The sequence below is a fragment of the Streptomyces diastatochromogenes genome, assembly GCF_002242805.1.
GTDB classification, from domain to species: Bacteria; Actinomycetota; Actinomycetes; order Streptomycetales; family Streptomycetaceae; genus Streptomyces; species Streptomyces diastatochromogenes.
Map to the genome: position 1 here is coordinate 183,464 of NZ_MCGQ01000029.1, position 14,801 is coordinate 198,264.

Annotated in this window: 13 protein-coding genes; 4 read left to right on the top strand and 9 right to left on the bottom strand. The window is 71.8% G+C overall.

Features of this window, described 5'->3' with window-relative positions; genetic code table 11:
• Positions 1 to 7 precede the first annotated feature (7 nt).
• The gene (locus BEK98_RS30865) at positions 8 to 559 is read right to left on the bottom strand and encodes a DUF1697 domain-containing protein (RefSeq protein WP_094219998.1); all 552 of its coding nucleotides are present in this window, start codon (positions 557 to 559) and stop codon (positions 8 to 10) included.
• Between the two features lie 388 nt (positions 560 to 947).
• Here BEK98_RS30865 and BEK98_RS30870 point away from each other — a divergent pair, with 388 nt between their 5' ends.
• A complete protein-coding gene (locus tag BEK98_RS30870) occupies positions 948 to 3,200 on the top strand; it encodes an MMPL family transporter (protein ID WP_094219999.1) in 2,253 nt (750 codons plus the stop codon).
• Positions 3,201 to 3,347: 147 nt separating this feature from the next.
• On the opposite strand, the gene mgt is transcribed toward BEK98_RS30870, so the two are convergent.
• The 4 genes from mgt to BEK98_RS30890 all read right to left on the bottom strand — a co-directional run bounded on the left by mgt (position 3,348) and on the right by BEK98_RS30890 (position 7,702).
• Positions 3,348 to 4,616, bottom strand: a complete 1,269-nt coding sequence (gene mgt, locus BEK98_RS30875; protein WP_208643277.1) for a macrolide-inactivating glycosyltransferase — start codon at positions 4,614 to 4,616, stop codon at positions 3,348 to 3,350.
• Positions 4,617 to 4,683: 67 nt separating this feature from the next.
• Positions 4,684 to 5,964 carry an ABC transporter substrate-binding protein gene (locus BEK98_RS30880; RefSeq protein WP_094220000.1) on the bottom strand — a complete coding sequence of 427 codons (1,281 nt, stop codon included), beginning with the start codon at positions 5,962 to 5,964 and terminating at the stop codon, positions 4,684 to 4,686.
• Positions 5,964 to 6,797 carry a carbohydrate ABC transporter permease gene (locus tag BEK98_RS30885; RefSeq protein ID WP_094220001.1) on the bottom strand — a complete coding sequence of 278 codons (834 nt, stop codon included), beginning with the start codon at positions 6,795 to 6,797 and terminating at the stop codon, positions 5,964 to 5,966. Before BEK98_RS30885 ends, BEK98_RS30880 begins: the two co-directional genes overlap by 1 nt.
• The gene (locus BEK98_RS30890) at positions 6,794 to 7,702 is read right to left on the bottom strand and encodes a carbohydrate ABC transporter permease (protein WP_208643278.1); all 909 of its coding nucleotides are present in this window, start codon (positions 7,700 to 7,702) and stop codon (positions 6,794 to 6,796) included. Before BEK98_RS30890 ends, BEK98_RS30885 begins: the two co-directional genes overlap by 4 nt.
• Positions 7,703 to 7,859: 157 nt before the next feature.
• Between BEK98_RS30890 and BEK98_RS30895 the strand changes: the two genes are divergently transcribed.
• On the top strand, positions 7,860 to 8,723 hold the full coding sequence (locus BEK98_RS30895; RefSeq protein ID WP_094220003.1) for a phosphotransferase enzyme family protein: 864 nt from the start codon (positions 7,860 to 7,862) through the stop codon (positions 8,721 to 8,723).
• A gap of 24 nt (positions 8,724 to 8,747) precedes the next feature.
• Here BEK98_RS30895 and BEK98_RS30900 read toward each other — a convergent pair whose 3' ends face one another.
• Entirely contained in the window at positions 8,748 to 9,656 is a 909-nt protein-coding gene (locus BEK98_RS30900) for a LysR family transcriptional regulator (protein WP_094220004.1), read from the bottom strand.
• A 94-nt stretch (positions 9,657 to 9,750) separates the two neighbouring features.
• Here BEK98_RS30900 and BEK98_RS30905 point away from each other — a divergent pair, with 94 nt between their 5' ends.
• Together BEK98_RS30905 and BEK98_RS30910 are read left to right on the top strand one after the other, a co-directional pair.
• Entirely contained in the window at positions 9,751 to 10,773 is a 1,023-nt protein-coding gene (locus BEK98_RS30905; RefSeq protein ID WP_094220005.1) for a DMT family transporter, read from the top strand.
• On the top strand, positions 10,743 to 11,240 hold the full coding sequence (locus BEK98_RS30910) for a YbaK/EbsC family protein (RefSeq protein WP_094220006.1): 498 nt from the start codon (positions 10,743 to 10,745) through the stop codon (positions 11,238 to 11,240). Before BEK98_RS30905 ends, BEK98_RS30910 begins: the two co-directional genes overlap by 31 nt.
• Positions 11,241 to 11,262: 22 nt before the next feature.
• Here the strand turns inward: BEK98_RS30910 and BEK98_RS30915 are convergent, their stop codons facing one another.
• The 3 genes from BEK98_RS30915 to BEK98_RS30925 form a co-directional block, all read right to left on the bottom strand.
• Positions 11,263 to 11,994, bottom strand: a complete 732-nt coding sequence (locus BEK98_RS30915) for a 3'-5' exonuclease (protein WP_094220007.1) — start codon at positions 11,992 to 11,994, stop codon at positions 11,263 to 11,265.
• A 102-nt stretch (positions 11,995 to 12,096) separates the two neighbouring features.
• Complete coding sequence (locus BEK98_RS30920) at positions 12,097 to 13,338, bottom strand: SAV2148 family HEPN domain-containing protein (protein WP_094220040.1); 1,242 nt, start codon at positions 13,336 to 13,338, stop codon at positions 12,097 to 12,099.
• A gap of 103 nt (positions 13,339 to 13,441) precedes the next feature.
• The gene (locus BEK98_RS30925; protein WP_094220008.1) at positions 13,442 to 14,788 is read right to left on the bottom strand and encodes a copper amine oxidase; all 1,347 of its coding nucleotides are present in this window, start codon (positions 14,786 to 14,788) and stop codon (positions 13,442 to 13,444) included.
• Between the last annotated feature and the right edge of the window lie 13 nt (positions 14,789 to 14,801).

Consider the following 14,801-nt stretch of genomic DNA (forward strand, 5'->3'; position numbering starts at 1 on the left):
GGCCCCGTCACCCTTCCGGAGCGGTCAACTCGACCAGTTTGAGGACCGTGTTCCAGTTCCGGCTGGTGGCGATCACGCCCTTGGTGATCCGCGGCCGGGACAGGGCCTCGGCGAGCTTGGAGCGGCCGAGGCCCTCCGGGGCGTACAGGTACAGACAGCGGTCGCCGAGGCGGAACTCCTCGGGGAGCCGGTCGGCGGGGTCGATCTCCGCGAAGCGCTCCGCGGTGACCGGTGCGGAGAAGTAGGTGACGTGCAGCTGCTTGGCCTCCAGTTCGGCGGCCGGGAACGGGCAGGCCTCGGCCACCGCCCGCAGATAGGCGTGGTCGCGCACGATGACGTCGACCGGGAAGCCGAACCGCTCCTCGATGGCCCGGGCCAACTCGGCCGCCAGGGACTCCTCGTCGCCCCGGCCGGCGCTGAAGACCGCCTGCCCGCTCTGCAGATGGGTCCGTACGCCCTCGTAGCCCAGGCCGGTCATGAGCGTGCGCAGATCGGCCATCGGGAGCTTCTTGCTGCCGCCGACGTTGATTCCGCGCAGCAGCGCCGCATAGGTGGTCATCCGGCCACCCTAGAGCGGCCGTCGTGCCCCGTGGGGGTGGGCACGACGGCCGTACCCGTGCATGCGCCGGGTTGCGCGAAACTCTGTCCGATCCGGAGGGTGCGGATCAACTCCTACGCCCAGCTGTGACTTGTTCAACAACCTTTCGTAATCACAAAGTGGATCTCTGTCGGCGGATCGGACATCCCTGAGTCCCGCCCCCGAGAGCCGGCCGCGAGAACCCCGATAGATGTAAGGGGCCGTGGTCCTCCCCAGCGGTGACCCGGGCCCTCGGCACTTCACCGGACAGCACGACGAGGCGTCCTTATCCGGCCCATACCGTCGAAGTCGAGCAACAGAAGACGTGGCGGCAGGGGGCCGTCACCGCACACGAGGGGGACATCCCGTCATGGGGAACACGGACGTGCGCGTGCGGGGCCTGGCCGCCCGCGCCGGCGGCTGGAGCGCCCGGCACCGCTGGGCCGCCGTCGGCATATGGGTGCTGTTCGTCGTCCTGGCCATGGGACTCGGCTCGGCCGCCGGCCGGGTCGACGTGGACGAGAGCGACCAGCTCAAGGGCGAGACACACACCGCCGCACGCATCATCGACGACGCGGGCATCAAGCAGCCGGCCGGGGAGACCGTGCTGATCCAGTCCAAGGACGGCGCCGTGAAGGCCACGAGCGGCGAGTTCCGTGCCGCCGTCGCCGACGTCGTCAAGGCCGTCGGCGCCACCGGCAAGGTCACCGACGTGACCTCGCCCTACGACACGCACACCATCTCCCGCGACGGCCGCAGCGCGCTGGTGCAGTTCGACATGCGCGGCGACGCGGACACCGCCGCCGACCGGGTCGAGCCGGTACTGAAGGCCGTGGCCGGGGTCCAGAAGGAGCACGGCTCGCTGCGGATCGAGGAGATCGGCGGCGCCAGCATGAAGAAGCAGTACGACGACGCCTTCGGGAACGACTTCCAGCAGGCCGAGTACTCGGCGGTGCCGGTGGCCCTCGGCATCCTGCTGATCGCCTTCGGTGCGCTGGTGGCCGCGCTGCTGCCGGTGGGGCTCGCGGTCACCGCGATCATGGCGACGATGGGCCTGATGGGCCTGGTCAGCCATGTGCAGCCGATGAGCGACACCGCCAACTCCGTGATGCTGCTGGTCGGCATGGCCGTCGGCGTCGACTACTGCCTGTTCTACCTGCGCCGCGAGCGCGAGGAGCGGGACGCCGGGCGGGACCCGGGTACCGCGCTCCGGATCGCCGCCGCCACCAGCGGCCGCGCGGTCATCGTCTCCGGTGTCACGGTGTGCGTGGCCATGGCGGGCATGCTGTTCACCGGTCTCGCCACCTTCGAGGCGATGGGTCTGGCCTCGCTGATGGTGGTGGCCGTCGCCATGGTCGGCTCCGTGACGGTGCTGCCCGCGCTGCTGTCGCTGCTGGGCGAGCGGGTCGAGAAGGGCAGGATCCCGTTCCTGAACCGGCGCCGGCGCCGGCAGGACGGGCCCGCGGAGAGCCGGTTCTGGACGGCCGTCCTGCGGGGCGTGCTCGCCAAGCCCGTGATCTCCGTGGTCGTGGCGGGCGGCGCGCTGCTCGCGGTGGCCGCGCCCGCGCTGGGCATGAAGACCCAGCAGCTCACGCTGGACCAGGAGTTCGGCAACTCGCTGCCGATCGTGCAGACCTACAACCGCATCAACGACGCGTTCCCGGGCGGTTCCGAGCCGGCCCAGGTGGTCGTCAGGGCGAAGGACATCGACGCACCCGCGGTGCGGCAGGCGCTGGCCGACTTCAAGCAGCGGGCGATCTCCTCGGGCGCCTCGCGCGGCCCGGTCGACGTCAAGGTGCACGAGGCGCAGAACGTCGCCCTGGTCTCCGTACCGCTGGTCGGCGGCTCCGACATGGACCAGGCGGTCAAGAGCCTCGACAAGCTGCGCGACGAGGTGCGGCCGGCCACCCTGGGCAAGGTCGCGGGCGTCGAGGCGCCGGTCACCGGACAGGTCGCGGGCAACAAGGACTTCAACGACCAGCTGCTCGGCTCGGTCGTCCCGGTCTTCGCCTTCGTGGTCGTCTTCGCCTTCCTGCTGATGCTGCTGTCGTTCCGCTCGCTGACCGTCGCGATCACGTCGATCGTGCTCAACCTGCTGTCGGTGGGCGCCGCCTACGGCATCCTCGTCGCCGTCTTCCAGCACGGCTGGGGTGCCTCGCTGGTGGGCGCGGAGGGCGTCGGCGCGGTCGTCACCTGGCTGCCGCTGTTCCTCTTCGTGATCCTGTTCGGCCTGTCCATGGACTACCACGTGTTCGTGGTCTCCCGGATCCGCGAGGCACGGATGCGCGGCCGTACGACGAAGGAGGCCATCCAGCACGGCGTGGTCACCACGGCCGGTGTCGTCACCAGTGCCGCGGTCATCATGGTCGCCGTGTTCGCGATCTTCGGCACGCTGTCCATGCAGTCCATGAAGCAGATGGGCGTGGGCCTGGCCGCCGCCGTCCTGATCGACGCCACGATCATCCGCGGTGTGCTGCTGCCGGCCGTGATGGCGCTGCTCGGCGAGCGCAACTGGTACCTGCCGAAGTGGCTGCACCGGCTGCCGGACCTCACCCACGACGAGTCGCCCGAGCCGGTCGCGGCGGCCCCCGCGCGCGGTGAAGGCGAGCGGCTGGGCGTCTGAGTCCACCCGTTCTGAGTCGACCGTTCTGAGTCCACCGTTCTGAGTCCACCCATTGACACAGGGCCCGTTGGTTTCCGGGGGGAACCAACGGGCCCTGGCACGTCCTCCGGTCGTACGGACCATGCCGGTCGTACGGACCATGCCGCTCTACAAGGCGCCGCTCGCCGCCCCCGGCTGTCCCTGACGTCGTCCGGCCAGTTCCGCCTCGATCAGGTCGGCCGCCCGTCGGGTGCCGCCCTCCTCGGCCATCGCGGACCGGATCTCCTGCAGGCGCCGGGCCACCTCCGGGTCGCCGGACAGGGCGAGGGCGGTTTCGCGGAGGCGTTCGGCGGTGGCCTCCTCGGTGGAGAGGCGGCGGGCGACGCCGAGGGACTGGAGCATGTCGGCGTTGCCGAACTGGTCGACGGCCTGCGGTACGGCGATCATCGGCGTGGCGGTGGCCAGTCCCTCCTGGCTGCCGCCCGCGCCGGCGTGCGTGACGAACAGGTCGGCCTGTCGCAGCACGGCCAACTGCGGGACCCAGCTGTGCACTTCGACGTTGGCGGGTACGTCGCCCAGCTCGGCGGGGTCGACATGCCTGCCGATCTGCAGGACCAGGTGCCAGCCGGGCAGGTCGGCGAAGGCGCGTACGCACGCGCGGTAGAAGGCGGGCTGCTTGGTGAAGGCCGAACCGAGGGAGACCAGGGCCACCTTCTCGGCGCCGGCGGGCCGCTGCCAGTCGCCCTGGTCGGCGCGGTCCCCCTGGCAGGCGCCGACGAAGGTGTGGACGCGCTCGTCGACCCGGTCGGCATGGGGCTGGAGGGCCTTGGGGATCAGGACCAGGGAGCGGGCGGGACGGCCGACGAAGGGGTCCGGGTGCTCGGTGATCCCGTTCTCCGCAAGCCAGGCCTCGAAGCGGGCGTAGTAGGCCTGCCCGCGCTCGGTCTTCCTCGGCTCCGCCCACATCGGCTCGGCGACCTCCTTCTCGTAACCGTCCCAGGCGACGAGGTTCGGCGAGAGGGAGATCGCGGGGACGCCCCAGCGGTGGGCGAGGACGCGGGCCGGGTAGGAGGTGATGTCGTGCAGGACGAGGTCGGGCTCGTCGCCGTCGTAGGCCTGGATCAGCTGCGGCAGCGCCTGGATCGCGTCCTCCAGGAAGGGTTCCACGTTGTCCAGCAGGGTGCTCCCCCAGGCCTCCGAGTCGGCGTCGGGCCCGGGCAGCGTGGAGGTGTAGAGCACGGGCCGGGCACCCGTCGCGGCCACCTTCTCTTCGAAGGCCGGCGGGACGGCGTAGGTGACCCGGTGGCCCCGGGCGACGAGTTCGCGGATCACCTCCAGGCTGGGGTTCACATGGCCGTGGAGGGCGATGGAGAACATGGCGATGTGAGCAGGTGTGTTCATGGTGGTCATGGCGGTCGCGTCAGCTGTGGCGGTCATGACGCCGAGGCTAGGCGAGACGATACGTCTCGTTCAATTGAATTACGGCAGCCCGGGTCGGCCCAGGTCAGCGCTGATACCGGGCCAGCACCAGGTTCCCGTCCCTCTCCAGACGTCTGCGCAGCTCGTCCAGGCCGATCGAGCCGCTGTAGTACTCCTGGAAGGCCGGGGTGGCCACCTTGTCCTTCCACTCCGGGTAGCCGCGCACGGACTGGGCCGGCGCCGGCCGGAGGTGGGCCGCCAGGGCGGTGCCGGTGGCCCAGCCGTTCTTCGCGGTGTGCAGGGCGGGGTCCCGCAGGGCCTGGGTGCCGGTGGGCAGCATCCAGTCGCCGAGGGCGAGCCGGACCATGTTCCGGGGCCGCAGCAGGAAGTCGATGAACTCGGCGGCCTCCCTCTTGTGCGGGCTGTCCGCGGCGATGGACAGGGTCTGCGGGCTGACGCCCTGGGTGAGCCCGTCGGCGCCCGCGGGCGCGGGCAGCACCTCCCACTCGAAGCCCTTCGGGGCCTGCTGCACGATCTGCTGGCGGTAGGAGAAGCCGAGCGGGACCATCGCGTACCGGCCGCCGAAGAAGCCGGGCAGCGTGTCCGAGCCGCCGCTGCCGAGCGTCGAGGCGGGCGCGCTGTGGTCGGTGGCGACCTGGTCGTGGACGGTACGGGGTACGACCGCGTCACCGGCCCCGAATTGGACGCTCACCTTGCCGTCGGCACCCCGGTGGAAGAGCTGTCCGCCCGCCGAGAGGGAGAGGTTGAGCGTGGCGGAGACGGGCTCCTTCAGCGGCCAGGCGACGCCGTACTTCCCGTCGCGGCTGAGCTGCTCGGTGATCCGCCGGAACTCGGCCCAGCTCCAGGGGTGTTCGGGCGTCGGTCTGCGCACGCCCGCCGACTGCAGCCAGGTCGCGTTGGCGATCAGCACCCGGGGTTCCTGGAGGAAGGGCACGCCGTAGATCCCGTCCCCGAAGGTCGCCGTCCGCCAACTGCGCTGCGGGATGTCGGACTTGAGCCGGGCGGACAGCAGGCCGGTCAGGTCGGCGAGGTAGCCGCCGTAGGCGAAGTCGGCGAGGTCGTCGGAGGCGTCGTGGATGACGTCGGGGGCCTCGCCGCCCTCGAAGGAGGTGAGCAGCTGGTCGTGGATGCTGTCCCAACTCCCTTGGACATACTCGACCTTGACGTCCGGGTGGGTCGCGTTCCACGCCTTCACCAGTTCCCTGTTGGCCGCGACGGACTCCTGCTGCCAGGCGAGGGACTGGAAGCGCAGGGTGATCGGGCCGCCTCGGTCTCCGCCTCCCGACGAACAGCCCGCGAGGAGCAGGAGGAGTACGACGAGTGCCGTGACGCCTCTGGTCCGCATCAGCTCTTCACCGCCCCGGCGAGCAGGCCGCCCGTGATCCGGCGCTGGATGAGGGCGAAGACGGCCAGGGAGGGCAGCGTGGCGAGGAACGCGGCCGCGGCCAGCGGGCCGAGGTCGGCCACGCCCTCCGCGCCGATGAAGTGGGTGAGGACGACCGGGAGGGTCTGCTTCCCCGGGCTCTTCAGCAGCACCAGCGCGAAGAAGAACTCGTTCCAGGCGGTGACGAACGCGAACAGTGCCGTCGCCGCGATCCCCGGCGCGAGCAGCGGCGCCGTCACCGACACCAGGGTCCGCAGCCGCCCGGCCCCGTCGACGGCCGCCGCCTCCTCCAGCTCGGCGGGCACGGCCCGGACGTAGCCGACGAGCATCCACAGCGCGAACGGCAGCGCCCACACCACGTACACCAGCCCCAGGCCGGACAGGGAGTCGATCAGCCGCAGCTCCTTCAGCACCAGGAACAGCGGGATGATCACCAACACGAACGGGAACGCCTGGCTGACCACCACCCATCCGCTCGTCGCCCGGGACAGCGGGGACCGGTGCCGCGCCATGACGTACGCCATCGGTGTCGCGATCAGTACGGCGACGACGGCGGCGCCGGCCGCCACGAGCAGGGAGTTGAGGGCGGCGTGCAGCAGCGGCTGCTCGTCGAAGGCCTGGCGGAAGTTGGCCAGGGTCGGGTGGCGCGGGATCCAGGTGGGGTGGAGACTGCCCAGCTCGCGCGGCGACTTGACCGCGGTGGACAGCAGCCACAGGAGCGGGAAGGCCAGGAAGACGAGGTAGGCGAGCAGGGCGGTGTACTGGCCGGCGCGTGCCGCGGGGCGGGTCCTCATGCGTCCTCACCGCCCCGGAGCCGGCCGGCCAGGAACACCGCGAGCAGGATCGAGATCACCGCGACCATCACGCATCCCATCGCCGCCGCGTAGCCGAACTGGCCGTAGCGGAAGGCCTCTTCGTAGGCGAACAGCATGGGCAGCCGGGTCCTGCCGCCGGGCCCGCCGCTGGTGAGCACGTACACCAGGGCGAAGGAGTTGAAGTTCCAGATGAGGTTGAGCGCGGTGATGGCCAGGGCCACCGGTCTGAGGGCGGGCCAGGTGACCGTGCGGAACCGGCGCCAGGCGCCCGCGCCGTCCACCGCCGCCGCCTCGTGCAGTTCGCGCGGGGTGTTCTGCAGCCCGGCGAGCAGGGCGACGGTGGTCTGCGGCATGCCCGCCCAGATGCCGACGACGATGACGGCGGGCAGTGCGGTGGCGAGGCCGCTCAGCCAGTCCCGGCCGTCGCCCAGGCCCAGGTCGCGCAGGGTCTCGTTGAGGATCCCGGCGTCCGGGTTGTAGACGAGTCGCCACATGACGCCGACGACGACCTCGGGCATGGCCCAGGGGACGATCGCGAGGGCGCGGGCCAGCCACCGCAGCCGTAAGTCCTGATTGAGCAGGAGGGCCAGGCCGAGGGCCAGCAGGAACTGCGGCACGGTCACGCCGACCGCCCACACCAGACCGATCCGGAACGACTCCCAGAACAGCGTGTCGTGCAGCAGGTCCCGGAAGTTGAGGCCGCCGATCCACCGGGTGGCCGCGGTCCGGCCGGACTGGGCGTCGGTGAACGCCAGCAGGATGCCGTACAGCAGCGGACCGACGCTCAGCACGAGGATCGGGATCAGGGCGGGCAGGACCAGGAACCAGGCGCCGTGACCGGAGGCGGGCCTGGTCGGTCGTCGCGCTTCGGCCACTGCTGTCACTGGATCAGCCCCTTTGCCGGATCCCGTTGGCGTGTTCATGTTCGTGAAGGGGTGGAGCCCCGTCAAGAGCCCGCGCCCACGGTCCGACCTGTGCGAATGCGAGACTTGCCGAAGACCGGACACGCACGGCGCGGGACGAACGGCACGGAGGCGGACGATGGACGAGGCACGCGCGCGGGACGTACTGGCCGCGGCGAAGGTGCTGCCGGGCCCGGCGCGGGACGCGCGGCTCCTCGCCCTCGGTGAGAACGCGGTGTTCGCCGCCGGCGACCTCGTCGTCAAGGTGGGCCGCGACGCCGAACTGCTGGAGCGGGCCCGGCGCGAGCTGGACATCGCCGGCTGGCTGGCCGAGGCGGGCGTACCGGCGGTGCGGGCGGCCGACCCGAAACCACTGCTGGTCGAGGGGCACCCGGTGACCGTGTGGCACCGCCTGCCCGACCCCGTACGCCCGGCCGAGCCCCGGGACCTGGCACAGCTGCTGCGGACCGTGCACGCGCTTCCCACTCCCCCCTTCGCCCTCCCGCCCCGCGATCTGCTGGGCGGTGTGGAACGCTGGCTGCGGCTCGCGGGAGCGGCGATCGACCCCGCGGACGCGGCCTACCTGCGGGCGCGCCGGGACGGCTTCGCCGCGGCCGCTGCCGCCTTGACGCCCCGTCTGGCGCCGGGGCCGATCCACGGCGACGCGCTGCCCCGCAATGTGCACGTCGGCCCCGACGGCCCGGTCCTCGTCGATCTGGAGACCTTCTCGGCCGACCTGCGCGAGCACGACCTGGTGGTCATGGCCCTCTCCCGCGACCGCTACGGCCTGCCCGCCGAGGCGTACGACTCCTTCACCGAGGCCTACGGCTGGGACGTGCGGGAGTGGGAGGGCTGCGGGGTGCTCCGCGGGGCCCGTGAGACGGCCAGCTGTGCGTGGGTGGCCCAGCACGCGCCGAGCAACCCCAAGGCGCTGGCGGAGTTCGAGCGCCGGGTGGCGTCCCTGCGGAACGGGGACGAGACGGTGCGCTGGTATCCGTTCTGAGCGGCCGCACGGCCACCGCGCCCGTCAGGGAGCCACCTCGCCCTGGATGGTTCGTGCCGCTCGCCTCAGTTCCGTCAGGACCGTGCGGACCGCCTTTCTCGCCGTGCGCTCGGGGCGGCACAGGACGTCGATGTGCCGGGTGGCCTGGACGCCGCTGAGCGGCCGGAGGACCAGCGCCGGATGCGGGCGCATGGTCCAGCGTGGCATCAGCGCGATTCCGCCCCCTGCGGCGACGGCCTCGGCGACCACCGCGAACTCGTTGATGCGATGGGCCAGATGCAGCCGCCGGCCGGCCGCCGCGGCGATGGCCTCGATGGTGGCCAGGACCGGGAACCCGTCGTGCACGGTGATCCACGGCAGGTCGGCGACGTCACGCGGCGTCACCCGCCGCTTGGCGGCGAGCGGATGGCCGGCCGGCATCGCCACGTCCAGCGGCTCGTGCAGCAGCGTGGTCACGGTCACCGTGCGCGGCCAGGGCGGGGCGTGGTCCAGGCGGTGGGCGAGGACGAGGTCGTAGGCGCGGGTCAGCCGGGGGAAGTCCTCCTGCGGTACGTCCTCGTCGGCGAGCGCCACCGTCGGCGCGTCCGGCCCGGCGAGGCCGCGCAGCAACAGCGGGAAGAACGCCGCACCCGCGCTGTGGAACGCCGCCACCGACACCTCTCCGTCCGGCCTGCCGACGAACTCCTCGACCGCGTGCCGGGCCCGTGCCAGCGCAGACTCCACCTCGACGGCGGCGTCCGCCAGGGCCTGCCCGGCGTCGGTGAGCACCAGGCGCCGCCCCTGCCGCTCGGTGAGCGGCACCGGGATCGAGCGCTGCAGCAGCCGTAGCTGCTGCGAGATCGCCGACGGCGTCACCAGCAGCGCCTCGGCGACCGCGGTGACACTGCCCAGCTCGCCCAGCTCCCGCAGGATCCTCAGCTGCCGCTCGTCCACCCCGTCAGTGTAGGGCGACGATGTAGGCCTACTAAAAGATCGTTTAAGAAGGTGGTTCTGGGCTTCAGACAGGTGGCTGGTGCACCGTGGGCGGGTGACCGACGCCCGCCGTACCGACGTGGTACTCCTGCTCGTCGCGCTCGTCTGGGGTTCCAGCTATCTGTCCGCCCAGACGGCCGTGGGCGCCCTGCCCGTCCTCCTCGTCCTGTTCGCCCGCTACGCCCTTGCCGCGCTCCCCTGCCTCGGTCTTGTCGCCGCCCAGGGCGGACTGCGCGGGTGGACCCGCGACGAGGTCCGCGCGGGGCTGCCGCTCGGGGTCACCCAGGCCGCGGTCCTGGTCGTGGAGACGTACGGCGTCGCCCACACCACGGCCGCCAACGCGGGTCTGATCATCAGCCTCACCATCGTCCTCACTCCGCTCCTCGACCGCACCGGGCGCCGGGGCGGTCCGCCTCCCGCCTTCTTCGCCGCGGCCGGCGTGTGTGTCCTGGCGGTCGCTCTGCTCATGTCCGGAAACGGCTTCCACGCGCCGCGCCTCGGGGACCTGTTGATGCTCGCCGCGGCCTGCGTCCGGGCGGTGCACGTGGCCCTCGTCGGCCGGCTCACCGCGGGCAGGGCGATCCGCCCGCTGCACCTGACGACGCTGCAGACCCTGGTCGGCACGGCCCTGTTCCTCGCCCCCGCCGCCCGCGACCTTCCGGTACTCGCCCGGGCCGACGCGGCGACCTGGACCCAGCTGGTCTATCTCGCTCTCTTCTGCAGCGTGTTCGCCTTTCTCGCCCAGACCTGGGCGGTGCAGCGCACCTCCGCCAGCCGGGCCAGTCTGCTGCTGGGCACCGAGCCCGTCTGGGCCGCGGCGGTGGGCATCGCCCTCGGCGGCGAACATCTCACCCCGCTCACCGCCCTGGGTGCGGCCCTGATGGTCACCGGCACGTACTGGGGCCAGGCCGTGGAACGCGCCCACCGGACCGCCGAGGCCACCGAGGCCACCGAGGCCACCGAGAGTGCCACCAGCACCAGGACCACCGACACGGCCAGGGCATTCGCGCCCGCCATGTCCCCCGAGAGGACCGGAGAAGACGCCCCATGCCCGACGCCGACACCTACCAGCATCTGATCTCCCTCCTCGACGCCTCCCACGTCGACTACCGCCTCATCGACCACGCGCCCGAGGGCGCCACCGAAGACGTCAGCGCGCTGCGCGGCCATCCGGTGAGCCAGGCCGCGAAGTGCATCGTGCTGCGGGTCAAGGTCGACCGCCGCACCACGCGCCACGTCCTCGCGGTCGTCCCCGGGGACCGGCGGGTGGATCTGGACGCCGTGCGCGCGCTCTTCGAGGCCCGTTACGTCGGCTTCAGCGACGCCGAGACCGCCGAGCGGCTCGCCCGCTCGGTGCCCGGCACCGTGCTGCCGTTCAGCTTCGATCCCGAGCTCGAACTCGTCGCCGACCCGGATGTCGTCGCCCAGCCGCGGCTGTACTTCAACGCCGCCCGGCTCGACCGCTCGCTGTGTCTCACCGGCACCGACTACGCGAGGCTCGCCGAACCGCGGGTGGCCCGCATCGCGAGCCCCGCACCGGCGTGACCGCCCGGCTCGAACACCCGGCTCAGACCTTTTCGTCCGCCAGGTCCGCCGGCTCCCGCAGCGGCCAGACCCCGTCGACCACCGCGTCCGCGTCCCCCTTGCGGCGCAGGAAGGCCTGGAAGTCCGCCGCCCACTCGGCGTACCAGTCGATCTGTCTGCGGTGCAGTTCGGCCGGGCCCAGGGACGCGATCTTCGGGTGGCGGTCGGCTATCGCGGAGGCGAGACGGGCCGCGGCAAGGGCGTCGGCCGAGGCGTTGTGGGCCGCGTCGAGGACTATGCCGTACTCGGCGCAGACCGCTTCCAGGTTCCGCTTGCCGCGGCGGTAGCGGTCGACCCAGCGGTCGATGGTGTAGGGGTCGACGACCGGCGCCGGGGCGCGGCCGCCAAGCCGGTCGGAGAGGGACGGCAGGCCGTACCTGCGCAGCTCCGCGGAGAGCAGGCTGAGGTCGAAGGCCGCGTTGTAGGCGACGACCGGGACACCCGCCTGCCAGTAGGAGACCAGGACGTCCGCGATGGCGTCGGCCACCTGGTCGGCCGGGCTGCCCTCGGCCGCCGCGCGTTCGTTGCTGATGCCGTGGACCGCGACCGCGTCGGCCGGGATCTCCACGCCCGGATCCGCCAGCCATTCCCGGCGCCCCATGGGCTCACCGGCCCTGACCTCGATCACCGCGCCGGTGACGATGCGCGCCTCACGCGGATCGGTCCCGGTCGTCTCCAGGTCGAAGCCGATCAGCAGCTCCCGGTGCCAGCCCATGGGCGGCCCCCCTTCTTGGTGGTGCTTTCCCCCAGTGGCTTCCACCATCGCACGCGGCACTGACAATCCGAGGACCGCGTTCCGCTTGCCGGGGTGGACGGCTCAGGACACCGGGCGCGAATCCGCCCAGGCCAGCTCGAATTCCTCGCGGTATGTCGGGAAGAGCCCGGCTTCCAGCACGTCGTCCGACTTGACCAGCTTGCTGCCGTTGCGCAGCACCAGCACCGGCGACTCCATGCCGCGCGCCCCGCGCAGATAGGACTGCACGACGGCGATGCCGTCGGCGCCGTCGCCGTCCACGAGGTAGGCGGTGAAGCGGGGCGTCTCGTCGTAGACCTGGATCTCGAAGGCGCCGGGGTCGCGCAGCCGGGACCGCACCCGGCGCATGTGCAGGATGTTCATCTCGACGGACCGGCTCAGTTCGCCCCGTTTCATCCCGAGTTCGCGCTCGCGGCGCTTGACCGCGCTGGAGGCCGGGTTGAGGAAGAGCAGCCGTACCCGGCAGCCGGACTCGGCGAGCCGGACCAGGCGGCGTCCGGAGAAGTTCTGCACCAGCAGGTTGAGGCCGATGCCGATGGCGTCGAGGCGGCGGGCGCGCCCGAAGATGTCCTCGGCCGGGAACTGGCGCATCAGCCGCACCCGGTCGGGGTGGACGGCGACGACGTCCGCGTACCGGTCGCCGACCAGGTCCTCGACCGCGTCGACGGGCAGCCGGCGCGCGGAGGGCACGTCGCCGCCCGCGCCGAGCATCTCCAGCAGCCGGGCCGAGGCCCGCTCGGCCTGGTCCAGGACCGCCCCGGACAGGGCCCGGTTGCGGGAGACGACGTTGCGGGTCACCTCCAGCTCGTCCAGGGCGAGTTCGAGGTCGCGGCGCTCGTCGAAGTACGGCTCGAAGCACGGCCAGTGCTGCACCATCAGCTCGCGCAGCTGCGGCAGCCTGAGGAAGCTGAGCACGTTGTCGTCGGCCGGGTCGAGCACATAGCCCTTACGGCGGCTGACCTCGCGGACGGCGACCGCCCGCTGCACCCACTCCTGCCCGGCGGGCCCGGCCGCGGCCACCACCCACTCGTCGCCGTGGACGGGTTCGTAGATGGGGCGCAGCACGGCGGCCACGACCGCGCGCAGCCGCTGTTCGACGAGGTTCAGCCAGATGTAGGCCCGGCCCGCCCGCTGGGCGCGGGTGCGCACCTCGAGCCAGGCGTCGGCGTCCCACTCCAGTTCCGGCCCGATGGATCCTGTCGCGTCCATCGGGCGGGCCAGGGACACCGCGCCGGGCGGGACGTCTGTGGAGTTCCCCTCGTGACTCTCGTCACCAGGGGGCAGCTCCAGGCCTCCCGAGCCCACCCGTGCACCGCCTTCCGCCACCCTGGGCCTTCCCCGTCTCAACGATCAAGGAAGGGTACTCCGGGAGCGGTCGGCGATGCAGCCGGATGGACAGGTAGGTTTCTCAACTGCGCGGGCGCCAATGGCCGTTCTGCCATGCCAGCGCGTCGGGAGTGAGCGGATTCATAGCCGTGACGTCCCGCGGGGAGATGGCGAAGCCCTGCCAGTGGATGGGCATGGGCTGCTGGTCCTCGTCCCGGGCTATGTGGTGGAAGCCGACGTTCATCCAGACCACCGGGTGGGTGAGGGTCTGGCCGTTGACCCACTTGTCGACGGACTTGCCCGCACCGGCCGGGCAGGCGCCCGGGTTGTTGCTGGCGAACTGCTCGCACTTGTTGTACTCGGTGAAGTACACGTCGTGCTTGGTGAAGCTGCGGCCCGGGTACTTCGTGGTGGGGCCGGGGACGATCTCGTACGAACGCGCGTGCCCGTCCTTGTTCTTGCCCGTCGCGCTGACCATCCGCCACCAGCGGTAGGTCTTGTAGTCGCCCGCGAGTTCCTTGGTGACCTTGGTGCGGGTGGTCTTGTTGGTGGGCGCCTGCTGGCCGTGGGCGGGGGCGGTGACGGCCGAGTCGTACTGCTCGACCTTCGTCTTGGAGGAGCCGTCGAGGCCGAAGTCCAGCCGCCAGAAGACGTTGTGGCTGTGGCTGGTGGCGTAGGCCTTGGCGCCCTTGCCGATGGGCCAGCCGCGCCCGTCGCCGGCGTCGTAGTCGTCGTAGGAGAGGCTGCCGGTGGCGCCGACGTTCATGTTGACGGTGCCGTCGTCCTGGAAGCGCCACTCGGTCATGTACTCGTACCAGCCGACCTGGTTGACCGTGTAGACGAGCAGGTCCTTGCCCTGCGCCTGGAAGACCTTGTTGGCGCTGTCGCCCTGCATGCGGTAGGCGTGGCCGCGCGAACGTGTGGTCGTGCACAGGCCGTTGACGTCCGGGTGCTGCGGGTCCCAGGCGTCCGGGACGCGGACGGTCTTGATGGTGCCGCCGGGACACTCGCCCGGCGCCAGGTTCACCAGGCCCTGGGCGAAGCCGAAGCCGGTCAGGTCGTCGTACTCGACGCTGCCGTCGTCGTAGGGGACGTCGATCTGGGCGAGGCGGGCGCTGTTGAGGACCTTGATCGGCTGGGTCTCGCCCTTGGGCTGGTACGAGACGTTCTCCAGGACCAGGCCGGCCTTGCTGTCGTAGCGCCAGCACATGCGCCAGGTGGTGCCGCTGGAGAGCTTCTGCTCGATCTTGTACTGGGCGCTGCAGTCGGCGGCCGCCGCGGGCGCGGCCTTGGGCTGGGCGACGGCCGGTCCGGCACCGGCCGTCGCACCGGCGGCCAGTGCGGCCACGCTGACGCCGACGGCCGCCCGCGCGCGGGCACGGCTGATTCTCCGCGGCCGGAGGCCGCTGATCGAACGCTGTACGGGCATGACGAAGTGGCTC